This window comes from Winogradskyella litoriviva (genome assembly GCF_013249065.1).
In the GTDB taxonomy this organism is placed as follows: Bacteria; Bacteroidota; Bacteroidia; order Flavobacteriales; family Flavobacteriaceae; genus Winogradskyella; species Winogradskyella litoriviva.
Window position 1 is genome coordinate 98,824 of record NZ_JABRWQ010000006.1, and the last position, 24,492, is coordinate 123,315.

Below are 24,492 nucleotides of genomic sequence, written 5' to 3' on the forward strand. Positions count from 1 at the left end.
TCTATTAAAATCAGTGATAATATTATTTTATTTTAAAAGTATTAGTATTGTACCAACCCTATTAGATAAAACATTAAAATATAATCTACCCAATGAAATATAAAAGAATACTTTTAAAATTATCTGGTGAAGCCCTAATGGGAAATCGCCAATATGGTATTGACCCAGAACGATTATCAGAATATGCCAAAGACATTAAAGAAATCACAGAGTTAGGTGTGCAAGTTGCCATTGTTATTGGTGGTGGAAATATTTTTAGAGGTGTTGCAGGTGCTATGAATGGAATGGATCGAGTACAAGGAGATCATATGGGAATGTTAGCTACTGTAATAAACGGATTAGCATTACAAAATGCGTTAGAAGATGCAGGTATAAAAACACGTTTACAAACAGCAATAAAAATCAATGAAGTGGCTGAACCTTTTATAAGAAGAAAAGCGATGAGTCATTTAAACAAAGGACGTGTTGTTATTTTTGGAGGTGGTACAGGAAACCCTTATTTCACTACAGATTCAGCGGCTGTTTTACGCGCTATTGAAATTGAAGCTGACGTTATTTTAAAAGGTACTCGAGTAGATGGAATCTATACAGCTGACCCAGAAAAAGACACAAATGCAGTAAAATTTGACAATATTTCATTTAAGGATGTATTAAGTAAAGGGCTTAAAGTTATGGATACAACAGCTTTTACATTAAGTCAAGAAAACAATTTACCAATTATTGTTTTTGATATGAATAAAAAAGGGAACCTATTAAAAGTAGTTACTGGAGAAAACATTGGTACTAAAGTCAAATAATAAGTTTTGGCTTAAGTTTTGATAAGTGTAAATTAAAATTTCAACATTATGAACGAAGACATAAAATTTATAATAGACTCAGCAAAAGAAGCTATGGATAATGCTATTAAGCATTTAGAAAAGCAATTTACTAACATTAGAGCTGGTAAAGCTAGTCCTGCAATGTTAGGAAGCGTTATGGTAGATTATTATGGATCTCAAACACCATTGAGCCAAGTTGCAAATGTTAATACACCAGATGGAAGAACAATTACCGTTCAGCCTTGGGAAAAGTCAATGCTTCAAGAAATTGAACGTGGAATTATGGTTGCAAATTTAGGTTTCAATCCAATGAATAATGGCGACACTATTATCATCAATGTTCCACCATTAACTGAAGAAAGAAGAAGAGATTTAGCTAAACAAGCTAAATCAGAAGCTGAAGATGCTAAAATTGGAGTTAGAAATGCTCGTAAAGATGCAAATCACGACATTAAAGATTCTGATGTATCTGAAGATTTACAGAAAAATGCAGAAGTTGATATTCAAAATTTAACAGATACTTACGTTAAAAAAATTGATGAAACTTTAAGTGTTAAGGAGAAAGAAATTATGACGGTATAATTTTAAAACGTCAAAAGATTATATCCCAATTTCCATTGGGATATTTTTTTAACTCAATTTAATATTATAATGTTAAAGCATCTATTCGTTGTTTTACTTCTTTCTTTTGCAACGTATAATTATGCGCAAAAACCACCTGTCTTAGAAAAAGACTCTTCGCAACAAGCCAGAGATTCTATAAAAAAAATAAACTTTGTTAAAAATATTGGTAATGGTTTTTTACCCATTAGTTTTTTTAATCTAGACTTAAGATATCTCATAAAGTTCAATCAATATGAAGGGTTCAGAACGGGTTTAGGTGGAGAAACTAATGAACATTTCTCCGAACGATATCGCTTAAATGGATACCTCGTTTATGGATTTAGAGACAAAGCATTAAAGTATAAAATAGGTGGAGGTTTTAGAGTTAGTGAAGCTTCAAACACTTGGATAAATCTATCTTATGTCGACGATTTACAAGAAACTGGTAGTTCAAAATTTTTAACGGACAAACGTTTTTTTTCATTTTTTGAACCACGTTTATTAAACATAGATTTATTCCATAGACATATTACTAAATCTATAGGTATTCAGCATAAAGTTTCTAATCATTTACTTTCAGAAACTCAATTTTCTGTATCAAAAATAACACCTACTTATAACTACAACTATATGGCTGGTGGACAAACCTATAAAACCTTTGATATAAGTTCAGCTAAAATAAGTTTACAATGGAGTCCCTTTAGCCATTTTATTATAGTAGACGATAAGGTAAAAGAAACAAAAGATGGTTACCCAAAATTTACGTTTCAAGTTACCCAAAGCTATAAGTCTATTTTTGGGAGTAACTTTAATTTTTCAAAATTAGATTTTAGAACTATACAGCAATTTACACATAAAAATACTGATGTAACTAAAATAACTTTAGTCGCAGGAATTGCAGGAGGAGATACACCATTAACACATTTATATCATGCTTATCCTAACAATATTAATAAGCAAACTATTATGAATCGATTTTCAGTTGCTGGTTTAAATAGCTTTGAAACAATGTATTTCAATGAATTTTTTAGCGATAAATTCTCTACTTTACAATTAAAACATAGTTTTAAACCGTTTAATATAAGTGAACGTTTTCAGCCACAACTTGTACTCATATCTCGTCATGCCATTGGTGAAATGAAAAGCATCAACAATCACTCAGGAATTGATTTTAATACCTTAGAAAAACTTTACTCAGAGTCTGGCTTAGAAATTAATAAGTTATTCTTTGGTTTCGGGTTGAGTTTTGCCTATCGTTATGGTGGTTATCACTTGCCAAAACCAGAAGATAATATGGCTTTTAAGTTTACGTTTAATATTTCATTATAATATAATAAATTACCTAACAATTCCTTAGGTTTTTTCTACCTTTGTCGCTTATTTTAATTGGTGCATGTTTAAACTTTTAACCACAGGATTTTGGGAAGCTATTGCAAGGCTTATTTTACGTAATAAGATATTTATACTTATTGCTATAATACTTACTACCGTGTTTTTTAGTCTACAGTGGAAACACATGCGTTTTACCTTTACTGAAGCTAATTTATTACCTGATGACCATGAGGTAAATTTAATTTATAACGATTTTTTAAATGTCTTTGGAGAAGAAGGTAATCTAATCGTTATAGGAGTTAAAGATTCAAGTTTATTTTCTGTAAAAGAACTTAACGCTTGGAACAAACTAGCAGATTCCTTTAAAGATTATGATGAAGTTGAATCTGTGTTATCCATTAAGGATCTTCAAAAACTAGTAAAAAACACAGAAAAAAAACAATTTGATTTACTACCTTTTATTAAGGATTCCATTACGAGTAAAGAAGAGATAAACAAGCTTCAAAACCAATTATTTAAACAATACCCTTTTTACGATAATTTCTTATTTAATGCAGAATCTAAAACTATAAGAACTGCTATTTACCTTAAAAAAGATATTGTTAATACTTCTGCAAGAAAAGATTTTATTCTTGATGATTTCTTACCAAAGGTAGATAATTTTGAAACTGAAACTGGCTTGGATGTACGTATTTCAGGTATGCCATATATAAGAACTTTAAATGCTAAAAGTATTGTAGATGAGATTCCTATCTTTATTGGTGCAGCACTTTTTGTAACATCATTTATATTCTTTTTATTTTTTAGATCTTTTAGAGCCACATTTATTTCGCTCATTGTTGTATGTTTTGGGGTTATGTGGACCTTTGGAATCTTAGGATTACTAGGCTATGAAATTACAGTGCTAACAGCTTTAATTCCGCCATTAATTATAGTTATTGGTATACCTAATTGTATTTTCTTAATAAATAAATACCAGCACGAAGTAAAGTTACATGGTAATAAAATAAAATCTCTACAAAGAGTAATTACAAAAGTTGGTAACGCCACGTTAATGACTAACGTTACTACGGCTTCTGGCTTTGCAACATTTATTTTTACACAAAGTAAATTATTAAAAGAATTTGGTATTGTTGCCTCCTTGAGTATTGTTGCAATTTTTATTTTATGTCTACTAATTATTCCTATACTATATACATTTTTACCTTATCCTAAAGCGCGTCATTTAGAACATTTAAATAAGCGATGGATAAGTGCTTTTGTAAACTGGATGGTAAGCATGGTTAAAGACCGAAAAATTACCATTTATGCTACAGGATTAATTTTAATTATAGCGAGCATAATTGGTATTTACCAAATTAAAATATCAGGAAGTCTTATTGAAGACATGCCACAAGACACCGAATTTTTTAGAGACATTCGTTTTTTTGAATCTGAATTCGATGGTATTATGCCATTAGAAATAATGATTGATACCAAGCGTAAAAAAGGCGTAATGAAATTAGCGACTCTCAAACGAATGGAGAAGTTAGAGGAGTTAATAGATGAAATACCAGAATTATCGCGTCCTATTTCTGTAGTAAGTTTAGTTAAATACAGTAAACAAGCTTATTATAACGGTAATCCAAAATATTACCAATTACCAACAAGCCAAGAAAACAGTTTTATTCTATCATATGCTAAAAACTCAACTTCAGACGTTGATTTGCTAAGTAATTTTGTTGATAGCACTGGTCAATATGCTCGTATAACGACCTTTATGAAAGATATCGGAACAGCTAAAATGGAACGTATTCAAGAAGACCTACAAACCAAAATAGATAAAGTGTTTCCTAATGAACGTTACAAAGTTATAATGACTGGTAAAGCTTTAGTATTTCAAAAAGGCACAAAGTATTTAGTTAAAAATCTAGTAATATCATTAGTCTTAGCTATTATTCTTATTGCTTTGTTTATGGCTTATCTTTTCCGTTCGTTTAGAATGATAATTGTATCATTAATACCAAATTTACTACCACTTTTAGTTACTGCAGGATTAATGGGTTATGTTGGTGTCCCAATTAAACCTTCAACCATTTTAGTATTTAGTATTGCCTTCGGAATATCTGTAGATGACACCATACACTTTTTGGCAAAATACAGACAAGAACTGCAAGCTAATAATTGGAAAATTAGAAAATCTGTCTATGCTGCCCTAAAAGAAACAGGTGTGAGTATGATTTATACCTCTATAGTATTATTCTTTGGCTTTTCTGTATTTACAATTTCAAGCTTTGGAGGAACCGTTGCATTAGGTGCTTTAGTATCTATAACCTTACTTTTTGCTATGCTTTCTAACTTACTGTTATTACCTTCGCTTCTATTATCTTTAGAACGAAATATTGCAAATAAAGAAGTATTAAGAGAACCTTCAATAAATATTATTCCTTCGGAAGATGATACTGAAGACAGCGTAGAACAAAACAATTAACACTATTAAATAGATTTTAAAATTTATTTGGTATCATATATATTAGCATTCAAAATAATTAAAAAATGACTTCAAAAACTGTAGCAGAATTATTGTCACAAGATGGAACCTTACAAGACGTTTCTATAAAAGGTTGGGTAAGAACTTTTAGAGCAAACCGATTTATTGCTTTAAATGATGGTTCAACGATAAATAATATTCAATGTGTTGTTGATTTTGAAAATTTTGACGAAGCCTTATTAAAACGCGTTACCACAGGTGCTGCCATTCATGTCACAGGAGAATTAGTGGAAAGCCAAGGTAAAGGACAATCTGTTGAAATCGTTGTAAAAACATTAGACGTATTAGGAGACTCAGACCCAGAAACATATCCTATACAGCCTAAAAAACATACTTTTGAATTTTTACGAGCAAATGCTCATCTGCGTACAAGAACAAATACATTTAGTGCAGTAATGCGTTTACGTTCATCATTATCATTTGCAATACACAAGTATTTTAATGAAAATGGATTTAACTATATGCACACACCTATTGTAACTGGTAGTGATGCTGAAGGTGCTGGCGAAATGTTTAAAGTAACCACTTTAGACGCTAAAAACCCACCACTAAATGAAGATGGAACCGTAAATTATAAAGAAGATTTTTTCGGAAAAGAAACGAATTTAACCGTTTCTGGTCAACTTGAGGCTGAAACCTATGCGATGTCTTTAGGTAAAGTTTACACCTTTGGACCAACATTTAGAGCAGAAAATTCTAATACAACGCGCCATCTAGCAGAATTCTGGATGATTGAACCAGAAGTTGCCTTTATGGATTTAGCAGGTAACATGGATTTGGCTGAAGATTTTATGAAATCTGTTTTAAGTTATATTCTCGAAAACAATAAAGAAGATTTAGAATTTTTAGATAATCGTTTGCAGAAAGAAGAAGAAAAATTACCTCAAGCACAACGCAGTGACATGAGTTTAATTGAAAAGATTAAGTTTGTAGTAGATAACAATTTTAAGCGTGTTAGCTATACAGAAGCTATTGAAATTCTTAGAAATTGTAAACCTAATAAAAAGAAAAAGTTCAACTATTTAATAAATGAATGGGGAGCAGATTTACAATCTGAGCACGAGCGTTTCTTAGTAGAAAAACACTTTAAATGTCCTGTGATATTATTTGATTATCCAGCAAACATTAAAGCATTTTACATGCGTTTAAACGAGCCAGATTCAGAAGGAAGAGAAACCGTAAGAGCTATGGATATATTGTTTCCAGGAATTGGTGAAATGGTTGGAGGTTCTCAACGTGAAGAGCGTTTGGATGTTCTTAAAGAGAAAATGAAAGCCTTAGATATAGATGAAGAAGAATTATGGTGGTATTTAGATTTACGTAAATACGGAACAGCAGTACACTCAGGATTTGGTTTAGGTTTTGAGCGTTTAGTAATGTTCGCTACAGGAATGGGAAATATTAGAGACGTTATTCCTTATCCTAGAACACCTCAAAATGCAGAGTTTTAATTGATATTATATATACCTGATAGGTTTTAGACACCTATCAGGTTTTTTTATTACATTTATAATCAACAGAAAATTTATGTCTCTAAAGCAATTTTTACAATTTAAACTATCACAGAAGCTTTCTCCTCAGCAAATTCAGCTGATGAAATTGATTCAATTACCTACGCAAGCTTTTGAACAACGTTTAAAACAAGAACTAGAAGAAAACCCAGCCTTAGATACCGGAAAAGAATCAGATGAAATAGATGATAATTTTGATGAGTTTGACAATTCTACAGATGAAGAATTCAATGATAACGAATCCATTGAAGCAGAAGACATTAATATAGATGAATATCTAAGCGACGATGAAATACCAGAATATAGGACACAAGCCAATAACTACAGTGCCGATGACGAAGATAAATCCGTGCCTTACGCTGCAGGCACGTCATTTACACAACATTTAATAAATCAATTAAATACCTTCCGTTTATCTGATCAAGAAGAGGAAATTGCCTATTTTTTAGTTGGTAGTGTGGACGAAAGCGGTTATATACGTCGTTCCTTATCTGATATTACTGATGATTTAGCTTTTACTCAAAACGTTTACACTACTGAAGAAGAAGTCGAAAAAGTATTACATATTGTCCATCAATTAGATCCAGCAGGTGTTGGTGCACGGAATCTTCAAGAATGTTTGAGTATACAATTACATAGAAAAGAACAGCATCCTGATGTAGAATTAGCTACTGCAATTATAGATAAAGGCTTTGAACAATTTACAAAGAAGCATTACAAAAAATTAATGCAGAAGTTCAACATCAACGAAGAACAATTAAAAAATGCTATAGAACAAATAGAACATCTTAATCCAAAACCAGGTGGTTCTTATGCTGGTAATAATAAAATTGTACAGCATATTGTTCCTGATTTTGCTATTAAGATTGTTAATGGCGAATTAGAATTAACCCTTAATGGAAGAAACGCACCAGAATTGCATGTATCTAGAGAATACAACAATATGCTAAAAGGTTATAAAGCCACTAAAGAAAAGTCTAAATCCCAAAAGGATGCTGTAATGTTTATAAAACAAAAGTTAGATGCAGCTAAATGGTTTATTGAAGCTGTAAGACAACGTCAGCAGACTTTATTCATTACAATGAGTGCTATAATGCATTATCAAAAAGAATACTTTTTAACAGGTGATGAACGTAATTTACGACCTATGATATTAAAAGATATTGCAGACGAAATTGAAATGGATGTCTCAACCATATCTCGTGTTGCCAATAGTAAATATGTAGATACACCTTACGGTACAAAACTGATAAAAGAATTTTTCTCAGAATCTATGACTAACGATCAAGGCGAAGAAGTTTCTACAAGAGAAATCAAAAAAATCTTAGAAACCGTCATTGAAGAAGAAAGTAAAAAGAAACCTTTAACAGATGAAGCGCTTTCTAAAATTTTAAAAGAAAAAGGCTACCCAATTGCAAGACGTACTGTTGCGAAATATAGAGAACAATTAGACATTCCTGTTGCACGTTTAAGAAAAGAACTTTAAGACACCTTGGATGAAAAATTTTATTTTAAAGAGCATTTCATTTGTGTTCCATCCATTAATAATGCCTTTATTAGGTACACTTTTTTATTTTTCTAAAACACCACGTTATATTCCAGAACCAATAATGAAGGCTAAGATATTTTCTATCGTTATCCTTACTATTATTTTACCTATTCTTCTATTCTTTTTACTAAAAACAATAAATAAGGTGAATTCTATTTATTTGAAAAGTACTAGAGAACGATTAATTCCATTATTTATAAACTGCATCATTATCTTTTTAATTTTACTTAGAGTATTACCTCCTACTGAATTAATAGAGTTATATTATTTTTTCTTAGGTATACTTTGCTCTACTTTTATCTGCTTTATTTTAGCAGTATTTAAAATTAAAGCAAGTATACATATGATTGCTGCTGCCGGTTTTTTTATGTTTGCTATTAATATTGGAGTTTACTATCATATCAATATCAACGGAACAATTGCACTAATGATGGTAATTTTGGGCGCAATTGCTACATCTCGTTTGCATTTAAAAGCTCATACAAACCAAGAGTTAATCTTAGGGATTTTTACAGGCTTTACACCACAATTAATTTTACTAAATTACTGGTTATAAAATATAAAACATTAATCCTATTTTCAAGGATTTCATATTAATATCATTGTTCTCAATTTTTGAATCGACATCAAAAATAGGGTTAAGACCATAATACAAATGAAAATTCCAAGTGCTATAGCCAGCACTTAAAGTTAAACCATATTGCAATTTATTAAAACTATCAATGTTAGAAAGTTCTGAATTCAGTATTTCGCTTTTAAACTTGGTACTATTATATACCAAATAACCCACTTTAAAACCCGTATATATTCGCCAAAAATTATAATCTTCTGCAGTAGATGTGCGCCATCTAAATTCAAAAGGCACTTCTACTAAATAGGTTGTAAACTTATTCTTTGAAACATTATAATCATCCTCATCTATAATACTAAAAGAGACTTCATTATTTATATCTTCTATTAAAATATTTTTTTGATTATATGAGTTGGTTGAAACACCTAAACCCAAACCTAAAGCTATATTTCTACGGGTATTAATTGGCATATCCCTAATAAATCCAAAATGAAAACCCGAAGAAAAGCCACTTTGTTTTAGACCAGAAGGTTTCTCATTTATTAAATTATATGTTATCGAAGCATAAAATTGATCTTCTCTATAATTAGTATCAGCCTCAATTTGTTTTGATTTAACTCCTTGGGAAAATCCAAAAGCACCTAGCATTATAAGTAAAAGTAAAACGAAACTTTTCATGTTGATAAAGCTACAAAATCTTTCATATCTATTAAACAAAAAACGCCCTGATTACTCAGGACGTTATATCTATAAAACTAAGAATTATAATGTTTTAATTCTGAGTTTTTGTATTTGCAATGTACATTACTTTTAAAGCATTAGCTTTACGTAGTTCTTGCTTTATATCTGATACTAAACCAGCATTGGTATTCTTATCTACCTTTAAACCAATAACAACTTTACTTTGTAATTCTTCATTAAGTTCTGAAATAGCCTGAATAACAGAAGCTCTTACATCTTCTACACCAATAAAAGCATCATTAAACTGAATTCTAGGCTCAGTACCAAATTGCTTATATTGAGAATTTGGTTTACCACCATAAATAAAAACAGTTCTATCCTTTTTTAATTTTTCTACTTGATCTGCACTTGGCAAACTATTTTCAATCATTAAAGTACTGTCTCTCATTACCGTTGCTACCATAAAAAAGAAAAGTAACATAAAAACAATATCTGGTAGTGAAGCCGTTGAAATCGCCGGCAATTCACCTTTATCTTTTTTTCTAAATTTAGACATATCTGTTTCTTTTAATTTTTATCAGGTTCTGCTTCAGACAATTTCATAGGGAATAATGACTTAACGTTCTCTATACGTTCATTAAGTACCTCATCCTTACTGTATTGATTCTTTTCCTTCTCTTCTAACATTGCAGTAAACACTTTATCTGCATTTGGATAATACTTTTTATACAGTCTTGCCGCTTCACGTTCTCTTAAAAAGTTATAAGCCGCCACTAATTCATTTTGTACATCCATGTACTGCTCGTAAGAAGTTTCTCTGTCATGCTTCATAGAGATAATTGCCTTATCAGGATGGTCAGACGAATCCGCTAAACCTTTTCCTTTACAATAAGTACAAGACTCTCCTGCCGCATTTGTGCTTCCTCCATTATCTAAGAAATCAATTGCTGCTTGTCTTAAATTCTTAATATCCATTTGCTCGTCTTCAACTAACAATTGGTTATTACGATTTATTAAAACAGTAAAAAGATTCTTTTGTTTAATTATTGGAGGCGTTACTTGCGAGTCATCAATAGGTGGCAAACTTCTTAATAATCCCTTATCTTTTTCGATGGTTGTTGTAACTAAGAAAAAGATAAGTAATAAGAAAGCAATGTCAGCCATTGATCCTGCGTTCACTTCGGGTGCTGCTCTTTTTGCCATAATACTCTATTTACTAATTATTTTCTTTGCAGCTGCAATAATCATAGCTCCTGCAGCAACAGCCAACAATAAATAAAAAGCTGTTAAACCAGCGCCTACTAATTGTGAAGTGCTATCCGTTGCAAAACCACCTTCTTGAAGGGCATATTTCTTAAGGTCTCCACCAGAAACTAAATAAGATATAAGTAATACAGCAGCAAATGCTCCCACTCCTATTATTGTATTTTTAAGCCCACGAGTATCTGTAAACAAGTTTTTTATCACAAAAAACACTACAAATGCTAATACTAAGGCCAAAATGACATATGCTATATAAGCCATCGGATCTACTAGCCCATCTTCTCCTCCGGTCTTTATAGCTTCATCTCCTGCAGCTACAATACGCGCTAAGAAAATGATACCTAAAAGCCCGAGTATGGCTACTAGTATTTTTGATATAGTTTTAAAATTCATAATTTAAAATCTTATTTTTTGTGTTTTACCAATAAATCCATCAATGTAATTGATGCATCTTCCATATCATTTACTATACTATCTATTTTAGAAATGATATAATTATAAAAAACTTGAAGTATAATAGCCACAATAAGACCAAATACTGTTGTTAAAAGTGCTACTTTAATACCACCTGCTACTAAAGAAGGGTTCATATCACCAGCAGCTTCAATTTTATCAAAGGCAGAAATCATACCAATTACCGTACCCATGAAACCAAGCATTGGTGCCAAAGCAATAAATAATGAAATCCAAGACACATTTTTCTCTAATTGTCCCATTTGTACACCACCATAAGCAACAACTGCTTTTTCAGCTGCATCGATGTCTTCCTCTGCTCTATCTAAACCTTGATAGAATATAGAAGCAACAGGTCCTTTTGTATTTCTACAAACTTCCTTCGCAGCTTCGATACCACCAGAGTTAAGTGCATCTTCTACATTTTGAGTTAATTTTTTTGTGTTTGTTGTTGAAAGGTTTAAAAAGATAATTCTCTCAATAGCTATCGCTAATCCAAGAATTAAACATAGTAGTACAATACCCATAAAGCCTGGACCACCTTCTATAAAACGCTTTTTTAATTCTTGGTGAAACGTCAAGTCTTCAGCAGGAGCGTCGTCTTGAGTTACACTTGTTACAGTTGTTGTTGCACTTGCAAACGCTGTTGTTGCATTGGCATTAACAGTTCCGATGGCCATTAAACATGTTATGGCAAGGATAGAAAATAATCTTTTCATTGTTCTGATTCTTAATTTTATTAGTTAAAGTGTTAAAGATAAAAAAAATTATGTAATTATCGCATAAAATATGAGCAGAGAGAAAGGGATTCGAACCCTCGATACCCTTTTGGAGTATACACACTTTCCAGGCGTGCGCCTTCGACCACTCGGCCACCTCTCTGTAAATTTAATTAAAAATTACGAACAGCCAAATAACGAAAAATTCTTCAAACTCTAAAATTTATAACACTATTTTTAAGACATTTCTCCTCGTAAGGATGTTTCAAAATAATTTTGGAATAAACTAGCCTCTAAATTAACCCCTAAAAGATACATCATTTTAGCAATTGCAGCTTCTGTTGTCATATCTTTTCCAGATATTACTCCTATGGTTTTCAGCTGTGTACTGGTCTCATATTGCCCCATATTTACACTTCCTCTAATGCATTGTGTAACGCTTACTATATGCAGACCATTTTTAATCGCTTTTTTTAATAATTCTATAAACCATGACTCGGTGGTTGCATTACCTGATCCATAAGTCTCAATTATCAGTCCTTTTATTAATTTACTAGAAAAAATCGCCTCACAAATTGGTCTTGAAATACCAGGAAATAATTTTAAGACACCAATATCAGAATTCATTGCTGTACGTACAATTAATTTAGAACTAGGCTTTGGTTTTAATAGAAATTCTAAATTAACTTTTAAATGTACTCCAGATTCGGCTAAAACAGGATAGTTGAGTGACTCAAAAGCTTCAAAATGCTCAGCGCTTAATTTTGTGGTTCTATTGCCTCTGTATAGTTTGTATTCAAAATATAAACCAACTTCTCTAATTATTGGCAGCCCATCTTTTTGTAAAGATGCCATTTCAATTGAAGTAATTAAATTTTCCTTGGCATCGGTTCTTAAATCACCTATTGGCAATTGCGAACCCGTTAAAATTACAGGTTTTGCCAAGTTCTCTAACATAAAACTTAATGCTGAAGCAGTATAACTCATGGTGTCACTACCGTGTAACACTACAAATCCATCAAATTTTAAATAATTATCTCCTATAATAGTTGCAATATCTCCCCAATACTTAGGATTCATATTGGAGGAATCTATTGGTTCTTCAAAAGATATCGTTTCAATAGAACAGTCTAATAAGTGTAATTCGGGAATTTTATCTAATAAACTCGTAAAATCAAATGCTCGTAAAGCTCCTGTATGAGCATCTTTAATCATACCAATAGTACCACCAGTATATATTAATAGGATATGAGGTTGTCTTGTCATTTAAATACCAAATATTGTCTTTGAATTCTCTGTTGTAATACTAGCAATTTCGTCCTCACTAATTCCATAAAGTTCCGACAATTTTTCTAAAACCTTACATATATAAGAACTTTCATTTCTTTTTCCTCTGTAAGGTTTTGGTGCTAAATATGGCGAGTCTGTTTCTAAAACTAGGTGTTTTAAGTCTATTTGGTTAATAAATTGGTCTATTTTACCATTTTTAAATGTCACTACACCTCCTATTCCTAATTTCATATTATAAGAAATAGCTGTTTTTGCTTGTTCTATATTGCCTGTAAAACAATGAAAAACACCAAATAAGTCATCAGACTTTTCTTCTTCTAAAACGTTAAAGATTTCATCAAAGGCCTCTCTACAGTGAATAACAATGGGTAACTTATATTGTTTAGCCAAATTAATTTGATGCTTAAAAGCTTCTATTTGAATAGCTAAAGTAGAGGTGTCCCAATACAAGTCTATTCCTATTTCACCAATGGCACAGAACTTTCTTTTTTTTAATTGTTCTTCAACATGAGCCAACTCTTCTTTATAATTTTCTTTAACTGAAGTTGGATGCAAACCCGTCATTAAAAACATATGCTCCGGAAAATCTTTTTCGAGTTGTAACATAGATTCTGTATAGGTAGAATCTATCGCAGGAATAAAAAAACGTTTTACACCTTTTTCAATAGCTCTTCTAACCACTTCCGTTCTGTCTTCATCAAAAGCATCACTATATAAATGTGTATGTGTATCTGTTATAATCATGTTGTAAAAGTAAGTTATATTTACAAAAATTGAAAAATGGAAACACTTAAAGACTTTCTTATAAATAAAGGCTATTCTAAAATTAAACTAAAGTTTACAAAAACAAATCATTTTGAAATTAAAGCGTCAATTAATGGTATTAAAGGTCGCTTTATTTTAGACACAGGCGCCTCAAACAGCTGTGTTGGTTTTGAAGCTATTGAGCGTTTTAATCTTAAAGTAAAAGATTCTAAAATTAAAGCCGTTGGTGCTGGTGCATCTGATATGTTGACTCAAATTTCTAAATCTAACACTATCAAAGTTGGTAAATGGAAGAAAAACAAGCTCTCAATAATTTTGTTTAATCTTTCTCATGTTAACAATGGTTTAATTAACCATAACGCAGAACCTGTAGACGGAATTATTGGTGCAGATGTTTTAAAAAAAGGCAAGGCTATTATTGATTATGAAAAAAAATACCTGTATTTAAAGTTATAATTTTCTTTTAAATTAATGATTCTTATTATCTTTAAAACTAATAGCTAAAGAAATAATTGCAAAGATGAACCCTAACATTATTATTGCAGATGACCACCCTCTTGTACTTAAAGGTCTAAAAGATTTTTTAATAGAAAAGAACTATAATGTTCTTGCGAGTGCTAAAAATGGAAAAGAAGCACTCACCTTGATAAAAGCACACAAGCCAGATATAGCAATTTTAGATATTAAAATGCCTTTCCTAGATGGTTTACAAATTGCCGAAAAGTGTAAAGCAGCAAACATTAACACAAAAATTGTACTTATTACATTTGAAAAAGACGAAAAAACATATAACGAAGCAAGAGCACTAGATGTGTATGGATATGTCTTAAAAGAATTTGCATTAGATGAAATTGAAAACTGTATTTCTTCTGTAATTAACAATAAACCATATTTTAGTCCAGAATTGATTTCCTATATTAAAATAAATCAAGGACCAATTAAATTAAAAACATTAACTGAAGCCGAAATTAAGATTTTAAAGCTTGTTGGAGACAACAAAACGGCCTCTGAAATAGCAAAAAAGCTATTTATTTCTTCTAGAACTGTAGAAAAACATAAAAGTCATATTAGAAAAAAACTTGCATTAGACTCAAAATCAACAAGTTTGTATTTGTTCGCAAAAGAAAACTCTGAATACCTCTAAATATACGTAGATCTACGTATAGCATTATATCTATTTATTTATGACCTTTACCTTAGTGATTGAGTTATAATCGACTTATTCATTGTTATTAATTAAGGGTTAATAACGAGCTAATAATTAGTTCTTAGGGGATTATTAAAGCCTCGAACATCTGTTCGAGGCTTTTTCATTTAAAAAACCCAAAAAATACGTAGTTCTACGTATAGTTTTGCTTCATTTTTATTTGCAACTTTACATCAGCTATTAATCAACACCTTAAGTTAAATTCTTAATGCTCTGGATTATACATTATAATTAAGAGCTACTAAAACAATTAAAACTATGGAAACAATTAAAAATGAAACATCAAAACGAGACAAACTTTTTATCGCGTTATTAATCGTTAGTTCCATCATCGTAATATCTGCGAATATTGCAGTAAATTTCTTTAGTTAAACTCATTAGTTAGTTCGTTGTTCTATTGTTAGTTAGGAACAAAAAAGCGCAACTCTATTGGAGTTGCGCTTTTTAATTTTATTCTTTTCTTTTGACTTACATCTCTAATGCCTTCTTCACATTATTGTCCATCAATAATTCTTCAGGATTTTCTAATGCTTCTTTTACCGCTACTAAGAAACCAACTGATTCTTTTCCATCGATAATTCTATGATCGTAAGATAAAGCAACATACATCATTGGATGAATTTCAACTTTACCATCTACTGCAATAGGACGTTGTATTATATTGTGCATTCCTAAAATACCACTCTGAGGTGGATTAATAATAGGTGTGGATAACATACTACCAAAAACACCACCATTTGTAATAGTAAATGTTCCACCTGTCATTTCATCAACAGTGATTTGTCCATCTCTTGCTCGTAATGCTAATCGTTTTACTTCAGACTCAACACCTCTAAAGGTTAGGTTTTCTGCGTTTCTAATTACAGGTACCATTAATCCTTTTGGACCAGATACTGCTATACTTATATCAACAAAATCATAAGTCAACATTTCTTTTCCATCAATCATTGAGTTAACCGCTGGATACATTTTTAATGCTCTAACCACAGCTAAAGAAAAGAAACTCATAAACCCAAGACTCACGCCATGTTTTGCTTTAAAGTCTTCTTTGTATTGTTTACGCAATTCAAAGATTGGCGTCATATTAACCTCATTAAATGTGGTTAACATTGCAGTTGTATTTTTAGCCTCAACTAAACGTTCTGCTACTTTACGACGTAACATTGACATTTTACTGCGCGTAGTTCCTCTGTTTCCACCTGTTGGAGTTCCCATTGATGGTACTGCTTTTATAGCATCTTCTTTTGTTATTCTACCATCTTTACCTGTACCAGAAACAGAACTTGCATCAATTCCTTTTTCAGCTAACACTTTTTTTGCAGCCGGACTTGCAGTACCTGTTGCGTATGTTTTAGATTTTGTTGCAACTGGTTTTTGCTCTTCTTTTTTAGGTGCTTCCTCTTTTTTAGCTTCTTTTTTGGGTGCTTCTCCTCCTTCTGGTTTTGCAGCACTTGTATCAATTAAACATACAATGGCTCCAACAGCAACGGCATCACCTTCTTCTGCTTTTAGTGTTATTGTTCCACTAGCTTCTGCAGGAAGTTCTAAAGTCGCCTTGTCGCTATCTACCTCAGCGATGGCCTGGTCTTTTTCAACATAATCTCCATCTGCCACTAACCATTCTGCGATTTCTACCTCAGTAATTGATTCGCCTGGCGAAGGTACTTTCATTTCTAAAATCATGGGCTTTATTTTTGTTTAAGCTCTAATTTGAGTTGTTTTATTTTTTATCTCTGGTTGTTCTTGGTTTTATCAAAAACGTAATCTATAACTTCTTTATGTCTTATTTTAGAACGCGTAGAACTACCTGCTGCTGGTGCACCATACGGTCTTCTACTTGCTGCTCTAAATTGTTTTGCTTCATCTAAATGCATTAACATATGAGCATATGCACCCATGTTTCTAGGCTCTTCTTGTGCCCAAACTAAATCGTCTGCATTTTTATATTTTTTAATAATTTCTCTAATATTTTCTACTGGTAACGGAAACAACTGCTCAATTCTAACCAAGGCAATATCTTCTCTTCCTTGCTTTTCTTGTTCTTCTAATAAATCATAGTAGAATTTACCTGTAACAAAAACTAAAGTCTTTACTTTTTCTGCTTTTGCATTTTCATCATCAATTAACATTTGGAAACTTCCGTTTACAAATTCATCTACAGAAGACACAACTTTTGGATGACGCAACAAGCTCTTTGGCGTAAATACAATTAACGGCTTTCTAAAATTAGCTTTCATTTGTTTACGTAACAAATGAAACATATTTGCTGGTGTTGTACAATCTGCAATAAACATATTGTCTTTGGCACACATTTGCAAATAACGCTCCATACGACCCGAAGAATGCTCTGCTCCTTGACCTTCATACCCATGTGGCAATAGCATTACCAAACCATTTTGAGTCTTCCATTTATCTTCACCAGAAGAAATATATTGATCTAGCATAATTTGAGCTCCATTACTAAAATCTCCAAATTGCGCTTCCCAAATGGTTAATGTATTAGGGCTAGCCATGGCATAACCATAATCAAAACCAACAACACCATATTCTGATAATAATGAATTAAAAATATTGAATTGACCTTGGTCTTGAGATACATTTTTTAATAAGATAATTTCTTCTTCACTATCCTCTACTTTTACTACGGCATGACGATGCGAAAATGTACCACGTTCAACATCTTGCCCAGAAATTCGAACATTAAAACCTTCCGTTAACAAAGAACCATAAGCCAAATGCTCAGCCATTGCCCAATCCAATCTATTTTCATCAAACATTGTTTGACGAGATTCAATTAATCTTTGAATTTTACGAATAAACTTTTTATCTGTAGGAAGATTAGAGATAACTTTAGTAATATCTTTTAGAACATCTTTAGATACTGTTGTATCCACCTGTTCCATCATTTTATTTTCTGTAACTCTGGTAAAACCTTTCCACTCCTCTTGCATAAAAGCAGTAATTTCAGTTTTATCTTCTTTACGCGAATCTTCTAATTTTTCCTCTAAAGATTCTTTATATTTCTTTTCAATATGTTTAACATACCCTTCATTTATAACACCTTCTTCTAATAATCTTTGTGCATAAATATCTCTTGGGTTTTTTTGCTTAGCTATGGCTTTATATAAAAGTGGTTGCGTAAATTTAGGCTCATCACCTTCATTATGTCCATATTTTCTATAACCTAACAAATCTATAAAAACATCGCGTTTAAATTTCATTCTAAAATGAAGTGCAAAAAGTGCGGCATGTACCACTGCTTCAGCATCATCAGAATTAACATGAAGAACAGGCGAAAGGGTAACTTTAGCGACATCAGTACAATATGTACTAGAGCGACCGTCTAAATAATTGGTAGTAAAACCTATTTGATTATTAACTACAATATGAATGGTTCCATTAGTTTTATAACCATCTAACTTTGCCATTTGCACAACCTCATAAACAAGTCCTTGGCCTGCAATGGCAGCATCTCCATGCACAACAATTGGTAGAACCTGAGAAGCATCTGTAATATCTTCTTTATCTTGTTTAGCTCTTGTTATACCTTGCACAACAGCACCTACCGTTTCTAAGTGCGATGGATTAGGCGCAATATTTAAATTAATCTTTTTATTGTTGTATGTTTCGCGATTACTCGTCCAACCTAAATGGTATTTTACATCGCCATCAAATACTTTTTCTTCGTAATCTTTACCATCAAACTCGCTAAAAATATCTTTAGCAGATTTTCCAAAAATATTAGTTAATGTACTCAGACGACCTCTATGTGCCATTCCCATTACAAATTCCTTTACACCTTCATCTGCAGCTTTTTCAATAATGGCATCAACGGCTGGGATTAGAGATTCGTTACCTTCTAAAGAAAAACGTTTTTGACCTACATATTTGGTGTGCAAAAATGATTCAAACGAAACGGCCTGATTTAGTTTTTTAAGAATATATTTTTTCTCGTCAGGTGTGAATTTTGAATGATTATCATTAACATTCAATTTATTTTGTAACCATTCTATTTCCTCTGGTTGACGTATATACATATACTCTACACCAATTGAATCACAATAAATACTTTCTAAATGATCTATAATGGTTTGAAGCGTCGCAGTGCCTATACCCAAAATCTCACCAGCAGAAAAAGTAGTATTTAAGTCAGTCTGACTTAATCCAAAATTTTCAATTTCTAAAGTAGGTGCATATTTACGTCTTGCTCTAACCGGATTGGTTTTAGTAAACAAATGCCCTCTACTTCTATAACCATCAATCAGTTTTAAGACTTGAAATTCTTTTTGAAGTTGTTCTGGTATTTGAGTAGATACACCTTCTACAATTTCACCTTCCATTCCGTAATTTTCTGAGCCAAAATCGTAACCTTGAAAAAAGGCACGCCAACTCGGTTCTACAGAATCAGGGTTTTTTAAATATTGGTCGTACAAATCAGCAAAGTATGCTGTATGTGCTGCGTTGAGAAAGGAATATTTATCCATTATACTTTTTGAGACATTGTCGTTTCAACATAATTTAGCCAAAAATACAACTTTTAGAAAAAATAGATAAGGTTTTATTATATTTATAACAAAATCAAAAAACTATTATGACTATCTCATATTCTAAGCATTTCAACAATAATAAAACCAAATTAAGTATCCTTATACTATGTTTTTTTACTTTATTTTCATTTGCACAAGATGCAAAAACAAAAAGCACATTTTGGAATAATGTTGAGTTTGGAGGCGGTTTAGGTTTAAATTTTGGTAATGGTTTTTTTAGTACTGCTGTTTCACCAAACGCATTATATAGGTTTAGTCCTTATATTGCTACAGGTGTTGGTCTCAATTTCTCGTATAGTTCTCAAAAAGACTTTTTTAAATCCACGGTTTTAGGAGGCAGTGTTATTGGCTTATTTAATCCTTACGAACAAGTTCAACTTTCTACAGAATTTGAACAATTACATGTAAGCCGAAATTTTGACGAAAGATACGTTTCAAATTCTGATGATGATTATTGGTATCCTGCGTTATTTTTAGGTGTTGGATACTCTAGTAATAATGTGACCTTTGGCATTAGATACGATGTGCTCTATGATAAAGATAAAAGCATCTACTCTGAGGCTTGGATGCCATTTGTACGGTTTTATTTTTAATTAAGCGAATACTTCATCTCTATAAATTTAATAAATACACACCTGTTTTTATTTTTTTTAAAATTATTAAATAGCTTAATATTCTTTTAGTCTGAACTTTATAGCTATTTTTTTGTGCCTAATTTTTAAATAAGACAAATTTATCCCATTTATGATAATTATCATGTTTTTTACATTATTAGAAATCTACATTTGCCAAAACTTAAATCATTAAACAATGAAAAAATCACTAAAATTCTTAACAATGATCGCTATAGCAACTTTAGTTAGTTGTGGAGGTGATGACAAAAAGAAAGAAGAACCAGGCTACGGTAAAAAAGCGCCTGTAAAAACTGAAAAGAAAGAACCTGCTTCTAAACGAGTTGAACTTTCTAATAAAGGAGTCGGACCAATAACATCTGTAACCTTAGCAGCAGAAGTTGATCAAGAGATGGCTAAACACGGAATGGATGTTTACACAAAAATGTGTACAGCATGCCACAAAGCAGACAAAAAATTCATTGGACCTGCACCCACTGGCATTTTATCTAGAAGAAGTCCAGAATGGGTAATGAATATGATTTTGAATCCTGAAGAAATGATAAAACAAGATCCTTTAGCCAAAGATTTGTTATTAGAATTTAATGGAGCACCAATGGCAAACCAAGGTCTTTCTGAAGAAGATGCCAGAGCAATATTAGAATACTTTAGAACTTTAAAATAATAATTTATGAAACTAACCAAAAACCTGTTTGTAGCCTTTGCAATTGTGGCTCTTTTTAGCTCATGCAAGGATGCGAACAAAGACGCTTCAACCACGTCATCAGAAGCAAAAACAGAAACTACAAAACGAACTGGCCAAGCCTTTATTGAAGATGATGGCAGTACTACTGTTTTAAGTATTGCTATTGGGTCTAAAGACCACACTACTTTAGTTGCTGCAGTGCAAGCTGCTCAATTAGAAAATGCATTAGTAAACGCAGGACCATTAATGGTATTTGCTCCTACAAATGAAGCATTTGCAGCCTTACCTGAAGGAACAGTAGAAAATTTGCTGAAACCAGAAAACAAAGATGCTTTAGCTAATATCTTAAAGTATCATGTGACACCTGGTAACTATTCTAAAGACTTTTTAAAGAAATTTAAAAAACTAGGTCAAGCTAATAATGGCTATGTAAAAGTAGAAGTAGTAGATGGAGAACCAATGATTGGAGGAGCTAAAATATTGGCTAGTATAAAAGCTGGTAACGGAATTGTCCATGTTATAGACAAAGTTTTATTACCTCCAACAGAATAATTAATAACTAACTTAATATTTAAACAAAATGAAAAATATAATAACATCAAGTATTGCAATGCTCGTTATCCTTTTAGGATTTACCAGTTGTAATAATGGCAACCAATCTGGAGGTAAGTCTGGAGCGTTGTCTAACAATATTGCAGAAAAAGTATACGTAGCACCAGGAGAATACGATTCACATTACGCATTCATTTCTGGTGGATATAGTGGTAACGTTACTGTTTACGGATTGCCATCTGGTAGAATGTTTAAAGAAATCCCTGTTTTCTCTCAATTTGCAACCTCTGGCTATGGTTATTCTGAAGAAACAAAACCAATGTTAAACACATCTCACGGATTTGTACCTTGGGGAGATTCTCACCATCCAGATATTTCTCAATCAAAAGGAGAGTTAGATGGACGTTGGGTTTTTATAAATGAAAACAACACACCTCGTATTGCAAGAATTAGTCTTACCACATTTGAAACCGAAGAAATCATTGAGGTTCCAAATAGTGCTGGTAACCACAGTTCTTCATTTGTAACAGAAAACACAGAATATGTAGTTGCAGGAACACGTTTTTCTGTTCCAATTCCACAACGCGATATGCCAATTAAAGATTACAAAGGAAACTTTCAAGGTGCCTTATCTTTTATTAGTGTAGCACCAGAAACTGGTAACATGGATATTAAATTCCAGGTATTAATGCCAGGTTTTAACTACGATTTATCACATCCTGGACGTGGAAAATCTCACGGTTGGTTCTTCTTTACAACATATAATACTGAAGAAGCTAGCACATTATTAGAAGTTAACGCTTCACAAAATGATAAAGATTTTATCGCAGCTGTAAACTGGAAAAAAATTGAAGAGTACGTTAATAATGGTGGTGGAAAAATGATGCCAGCTAATTATGCTCATAATCTTTATGATGAGCATACACATACAGCAACTTCTACTATGAAAAAAGAAGTGCGTGTTGTTAACCCAATTGATGTTCCTGGAGCTGTTTATTTTATTCCAACACCAAAATCACCACATGGTTGTGATGTAGATCCTTCTGGAGAATACATTGTAGGTAACGGAAAATTATCTGCAAACTTAACAGTGCATTCATTTACAAAAATGTTAGATGCTATTGAAAAAGAGAAATTTGCAGGTGAAGCTTACGGCATTCCAATTTTAAACTTTGAAGATGTCTTAGCTGGCGTTGTAGAGCAACCAGGATTAGGACCATTACACACAGAGTTTGATGGAAAAGGAAACGCATATACTACATTCTTTATTTCTTCTGAAGTTGTAAAATGGAAAATAGGAACATGGGAAGTTATAGATAGAAAACCTACATATTACTCTGTTGGTCACTTAACAATTCCTGGAGGAAATTCTGGAAAACCACAAGGTAAATACATGTTTGCAATGAATAAAATAACAAAAGACCGTTATTTACCAACAGGTCCAGAAATGGAACATTCTGCACAATTGTATGATATCTCTGGAGATAAAATGGAATTACTATTAGATTTCCCTACACATGGAGAACCACATTATGCTGCTGCAATGGAAGCAAGTATCATTAAAGAACAATCTCAAAAAATCTATAAGTTAGCAGATAACAAGCATCCATATGCTGCTAAATCTGATGCTGATACTAAAGTAGTAAGAAACGGAAACGAAGTACATATCTATATGACGACCATTAGAAGTCACTTCTCACCAGATAACATTGAAGGTGTAAAAGTAGGAGACAAAGTATATTTCCACGTTACTAATTTAGAGCAAGATTTTGATGTACCACATGGATTTGCGGTACTTGGTCAAAACAATTCAGAATTACTTATAATGCCAGGACAAACAAAGTCATCTGTTTGGGAACCTAAACAAGTTGGTGTTTGGCCATTCTATTGTACAGATTTCTGTTCTGCATTACACCAAGAGATGCAAGGTTACATAAGAGTTTCTGCTGCAGATTCAGATGTGCCAATTAAGTGGTCTCTAGGAGAAGATATTGAGTAAATTAATTTGAAGAATTAGAGAAATTTTGTTTTAGTGTTTATTTCTCTAATTAAGGCGAGAGTTGAGTTTTCGCTCTCGCCTTTCTTTTTTAAAACACTTTATTCTGTTTACGCAGAAACCTCACTGAAAAGAATATTAAATATTACACATCATGAAAAAGGCTAGCATTATAATGATAATTGGTTCATTACTGTTATTAGGACTTTTTAAATTTCCTTTATGGAATATTATGCTTGGAGCACCTCAATATCCAGAACCTTTAGGAATGAATATACATATTGATGGTATAAAAGGTGTATCCGAATTCGATTTACAAAATATTGACGGATTAAATCATTATATTGGGATGAAAACCATTCCAAAAGCCGAAGAAATGTGGGAATTCGCAGTTTTTCCTAAAGTAATATTAGGTATGGCTTTTTTAGGTATTATTATTGGCTTAATGAGCTTCTTTGATAAAGTAAGTTATAAGTTTTTTCTCGGTTGGTTTATTCTAATGTCTATTTTAGGAGTATTAGGCATGTATGATTTTAATAATTGGTTAGCAGATTATGGTGGCAATTTAGATTCACACGCAATTATAAAAGTTACAAATCCTGATGGCACACCAATGTCTTACAAACCACCATTAATTGGTTTTAAAAAACTTTTAAATTTTGATGTTACTTCATTACCACATACAGGAGGATATTTAATGTTTATTGGTATGTCTTTAACACTTTTTGCTTTTTGGCTAGGCCGAAAAACGAGTTTAAAGAAAACAACATCCTAGTTTTACATTATAA

At 31.9% G+C, this 24,492-nt stretch carries 23 protein-coding genes and 1 tRNA gene; 14 read left to right on the plus strand and 10 right to left on the minus strand.

Features of this window, described 5'->3' with window-relative positions; genetic code table 11:
• Positions 1–92 precede the first annotated feature (92 nt).
• The 7 genes from pyrH to HNV10_RS13835 all read left to right on the plus strand — a co-directional run bounded on the left by pyrH (position 93) and on the right by HNV10_RS13835 (position 8,899).
• Positions 93–797 (plus strand): UMP kinase, encoded by a 705-nt coding sequence (gene pyrH, locus HNV10_RS13805; RefSeq protein WP_194241048.1) that lies wholly within the window; start codon positions 93–95, stop codon positions 795–797.
• A gap of 48 nt (positions 798–845) precedes the next feature.
• The gene (gene frr, locus HNV10_RS13810) at positions 846–1,400 is read left to right on the plus strand and encodes a ribosome recycling factor (protein ID WP_173301985.1); all 555 of its coding nucleotides are present in this window, start codon (positions 846–848) and stop codon (positions 1,398–1,400) included.
• Between the two features lie 69 nt (positions 1,401–1,469).
• The gene (locus HNV10_RS13815) at positions 1,470–2,750 is read left to right on the plus strand and encodes a DUF5686 family protein (protein WP_173301986.1); all 1,281 of its coding nucleotides are present in this window, start codon (positions 1,470–1,472) and stop codon (positions 2,748–2,750) included.
• A gap of 64 nt (positions 2,751–2,814) precedes the next feature.
• Positions 2,815–5,223 carry an efflux RND transporter permease subunit gene (locus tag HNV10_RS13820; RefSeq protein WP_173301987.1) on the plus strand — a complete coding sequence of 803 codons (2,409 nt, stop codon included), beginning with the start codon at positions 2,815–2,817 and terminating at the stop codon, positions 5,221–5,223.
• Positions 5,224–5,288: 65 nt separating this feature from the next.
• Positions 5,289–6,734, plus strand: a complete 1,446-nt coding sequence (asnS, locus tag HNV10_RS13825) for an asparagine--tRNA ligase (RefSeq protein ID WP_173301988.1) — start codon at positions 5,289–5,291, stop codon at positions 6,732–6,734.
• A gap of 76 nt (positions 6,735–6,810) precedes the next feature.
• Positions 6,811–8,280 (plus strand): RNA polymerase factor sigma-54, encoded by a 1,470-nt coding sequence (gene rpoN / locus HNV10_RS13830; RefSeq protein ID WP_173301989.1) that lies wholly within the window; start codon positions 6,811–6,813, stop codon positions 8,278–8,280.
• 10 nt (positions 8,281–8,290) lie between these two features.
• Positions 8,291–8,899, plus strand: a complete 609-nt coding sequence (locus HNV10_RS13835; RefSeq protein WP_173301990.1) for a hypothetical protein — start codon at positions 8,291–8,293, stop codon at positions 8,897–8,899.
• On the opposite strand, the gene HNV10_RS13840 is transcribed toward HNV10_RS13835, so the two are convergent.
• The 8 genes from HNV10_RS13840 to HNV10_RS13875 all read right to left on the minus strand — a co-directional run bounded on the left by HNV10_RS13840 (position 8,894) and on the right by HNV10_RS13875 (position 14,064).
• Positions 8,894–9,592 (minus strand): porin family protein, encoded by a 699-nt coding sequence (locus HNV10_RS13840; RefSeq protein ID WP_173301991.1) that lies wholly within the window; start codon positions 9,590–9,592, stop codon positions 8,894–8,896. The two genes, HNV10_RS13835 and HNV10_RS13840, sit on opposite strands and share 6 nt — an antisense overlap.
• Positions 9,593–9,686: 94 nt before the next feature.
• Positions 9,687–10,151, minus strand: a complete 465-nt coding sequence (locus HNV10_RS13845) for an ExbD/TolR family protein (RefSeq protein ID WP_173301992.1) — start codon at positions 10,149–10,151, stop codon at positions 9,687–9,689.
• 11 nt (positions 10,152–10,162) lie between these two features.
• Positions 10,163–10,798, minus strand: coding sequence for an ExbD/TolR family protein (locus tag HNV10_RS13850; protein ID WP_173301993.1), 636 nt, complete (start codon positions 10,796–10,798; stop codon positions 10,163–10,165).
• Positions 10,799–10,804: 6 nt separating this feature from the next.
• Positions 10,805–11,251, minus strand: a complete 447-nt coding sequence (locus HNV10_RS13855; RefSeq protein ID WP_173301994.1) for a hypothetical protein — start codon at positions 11,249–11,251, stop codon at positions 10,805–10,807.
• 11 nt (positions 11,252–11,262) lie between these two features.
• Positions 11,263–12,030: a MotA/TolQ/ExbB proton channel family protein gene (locus HNV10_RS13860; RefSeq protein ID WP_173301995.1), complete on the minus strand. Its 768-nt coding sequence runs from the start codon at positions 12,028–12,030 to the stop codon at positions 11,263–11,265.
• A 75-nt stretch (positions 12,031–12,105) separates the two neighbouring features.
• A tRNA-Ser gene (locus HNV10_RS13865) sits at positions 12,106–12,193 on the minus strand.
• A 74-nt stretch (positions 12,194–12,267) separates the two neighbouring features.
• Positions 12,268–13,296 (minus strand): asparaginase, encoded by a 1,029-nt coding sequence (locus tag HNV10_RS13870; protein WP_173301996.1) that lies wholly within the window; start codon positions 13,294–13,296, stop codon positions 12,268–12,270.
• Positions 13,297–14,064, minus strand: a complete 768-nt coding sequence (locus HNV10_RS13875; RefSeq protein ID WP_173301997.1) for a TatD family hydrolase — start codon at positions 14,062–14,064, stop codon at positions 13,297–13,299.
• A gap of 36 nt (positions 14,065–14,100) precedes the next feature.
• Between HNV10_RS13875 and HNV10_RS13880 the strand changes: the two genes are divergently transcribed.
• The gene (locus HNV10_RS13880; RefSeq protein WP_173301998.1) at positions 14,101–14,541 is read left to right on the plus strand and encodes a retropepsin-like aspartic protease; all 441 of its coding nucleotides are present in this window, start codon (positions 14,101–14,103) and stop codon (positions 14,539–14,541) included.
• A 64-nt stretch (positions 14,542–14,605) separates the two neighbouring features.
• Complete coding sequence (locus tag HNV10_RS13885; RefSeq protein WP_173301999.1) at positions 14,606–15,229, plus strand: response regulator transcription factor; 624 nt, start codon at positions 14,606–14,608, stop codon at positions 15,227–15,229.
• A 531-nt stretch (positions 15,230–15,760) separates the two neighbouring features.
• Here HNV10_RS13885 and odhB read toward each other — a convergent pair.
• Positions 15,761–16,975, minus strand: coding sequence for a 2-oxoglutarate dehydrogenase complex dihydrolipoyllysine-residue succinyltransferase (odhB, locus tag HNV10_RS13890; protein ID WP_173302000.1), 1,215 nt, complete (start codon positions 16,973–16,975; stop codon positions 15,761–15,763).
• A 44-nt stretch (positions 16,976–17,019) separates the two neighbouring features.
• Positions 17,020–19,776, minus strand: a complete 2,757-nt coding sequence (locus HNV10_RS13895) for a 2-oxoglutarate dehydrogenase E1 component (protein ID WP_173302001.1) — start codon at positions 19,774–19,776, stop codon at positions 17,020–17,022.
• Between the two features lie 107 nt (positions 19,777–19,883).
• On the opposite strand from HNV10_RS13895, the gene HNV10_RS13900 reads away from it, so the two are divergent.
• The 5 genes from HNV10_RS13900 (at position 19,884) to HNV10_RS13920 (ending at position 24,479) form a co-directional block, all read left to right on the plus strand.
• Positions 19,884–20,432 (plus strand): alpha-ketoglutarate decarboxylase, encoded by a 549-nt coding sequence (locus HNV10_RS13900; RefSeq protein ID WP_173302002.1) that lies wholly within the window; start codon positions 19,884–19,886, stop codon positions 20,430–20,432.
• Positions 20,433–20,649: 217 nt separating this feature from the next.
• Positions 20,650–21,135 carry a c-type cytochrome gene (locus HNV10_RS13905; RefSeq protein ID WP_173302003.1) on the plus strand — a complete coding sequence of 162 codons (486 nt, stop codon included), beginning with the start codon at positions 20,650–20,652 and terminating at the stop codon, positions 21,133–21,135.
• Between the two features lie 6 nt (positions 21,136–21,141).
• Positions 21,142–21,708: a fasciclin domain-containing protein gene (locus tag HNV10_RS13910; protein ID WP_173302004.1), complete on the plus strand. Its 567-nt coding sequence runs from the start codon at positions 21,142–21,144 to the stop codon at positions 21,706–21,708.
• Positions 21,709–21,736: 28 nt separating this feature from the next.
• Positions 21,737–23,707: a Sec-dependent nitrous-oxide reductase gene (gene nosZ, locus HNV10_RS13915; RefSeq protein ID WP_173302005.1), complete on the plus strand. Its 1,971-nt coding sequence runs from the start codon at positions 21,737–21,739 to the stop codon at positions 23,705–23,707.
• A gap of 151 nt (positions 23,708–23,858) precedes the next feature.
• Positions 23,859–24,479: a hypothetical protein gene (locus HNV10_RS13920; protein WP_173302006.1), complete on the plus strand. Its 621-nt coding sequence runs from the start codon at positions 23,859–23,861 to the stop codon at positions 24,477–24,479.
• Positions 24,480–24,492 lie beyond the last annotated feature (13 nt).

Coding starts and splice junctions, on each gene's coding strand:
- HNV10_RS13905 (WP_173302003.1), top strand. CDS start 20,650: ATGAAAAAATCACTAAAATTCTTAACAATGATCGCTATAGCAACTTTA.
- HNV10_RS13875 (WP_173301997.1), bottom strand. CDS start 14,064: ATGATTATAACAGATACACATACACATTTATATAGTGATGCTTTTGAT.
- asnS (WP_173301988.1), top strand. CDS start 5,289: ATGACTTCAAAAACTGTAGCAGAATTATTGTCACAAGATGGAACCTTA.
- frr (WP_173301985.1), top strand. CDS start 846: ATGAACGAAGACATAAAATTTATAATAGACTCAGCAAAAGAAGCTATG.
- HNV10_RS13880 (WP_173301998.1), top strand. CDS start 14,101: ATGGAAACACTTAAAGACTTTCTTATAAATAAAGGCTATTCTAAAATT.
- HNV10_RS13895 (WP_173302001.1), bottom strand. CDS start 19,776: ATGGATAAATATTCCTTTCTCAACGCAGCACATACAGCATACTTTGCT.
- HNV10_RS13860 (WP_173301995.1), bottom strand. CDS start 12,030: ATGAAAAGATTATTTTCTATCCTTGCCATAACATGTTTAATGGCCATC.
- HNV10_RS13850 (WP_173301993.1), bottom strand. CDS start 10,798: ATGGCAAAAAGAGCAGCACCCGAAGTGAACGCAGGATCAATGGCTGAC.
- HNV10_RS13920 (WP_173302006.1), top strand. CDS start 23,859: ATGAAAAAGGCTAGCATTATAATGATAATTGGTTCATTACTGTTATTA.
- pyrH (WP_194241048.1), top strand. CDS start 93: ATGAAATATAAAAGAATACTTTTAAAATTATCTGGTGAAGCCCTAATG.
- HNV10_RS13835 (WP_173301990.1), top strand. CDS start 8,291: ATGAAAAATTTTATTTTAAAGAGCATTTCATTTGTGTTCCATCCATTA.
- HNV10_RS13870 (WP_173301996.1), bottom strand. CDS start 13,296: ATGACAAGACAACCTCATATCCTATTAATATATACTGGTGGTACTATT.
- nosZ (WP_173302005.1), top strand. CDS start 21,737: ATGAAAAATATAATAACATCAAGTATTGCAATGCTCGTTATCCTTTTA.
- HNV10_RS13840 (WP_173301991.1), bottom strand. CDS start 9,592: ATGAAAAGTTTCGTTTTACTTTTACTTATAATGCTAGGTGCTTTTGGA.
- HNV10_RS13855 (WP_173301994.1), bottom strand. CDS start 11,251: ATGAATTTTAAAACTATATCAAAAATACTAGTAGCCATACTCGGGCTT.
- HNV10_RS13845 (WP_173301992.1), bottom strand. CDS start 10,151: ATGTCTAAATTTAGAAAAAAAGATAAAGGTGAATTGCCGGCGATTTCA.
- HNV10_RS13885 (WP_173301999.1), top strand. CDS start 14,606: ATGAACCCTAACATTATTATTGCAGATGACCACCCTCTTGTACTTAAA.
- rpoN (WP_173301989.1), top strand. CDS start 6,811: ATGTCTCTAAAGCAATTTTTACAATTTAAACTATCACAGAAGCTTTCT.
- HNV10_RS13815 (WP_173301986.1), top strand. CDS start 1,470: ATGTTAAAGCATCTATTCGTTGTTTTACTTCTTTCTTTTGCAACGTAT.
- HNV10_RS13820 (WP_173301987.1), top strand. CDS start 2,815: ATGTTTAAACTTTTAACCACAGGATTTTGGGAAGCTATTGCAAGGCTT.
- odhB (WP_173302000.1), bottom strand. CDS start 16,975: ATGATTTTAGAAATGAAAGTACCTTCGCCAGGCGAATCAATTACTGAG.
- HNV10_RS13910 (WP_173302004.1), top strand. CDS start 21,142: ATGAAACTAACCAAAAACCTGTTTGTAGCCTTTGCAATTGTGGCTCTT.
- HNV10_RS13900 (WP_173302002.1), top strand. CDS start 19,884: ATGACTATCTCATATTCTAAGCATTTCAACAATAATAAAACCAAATTA.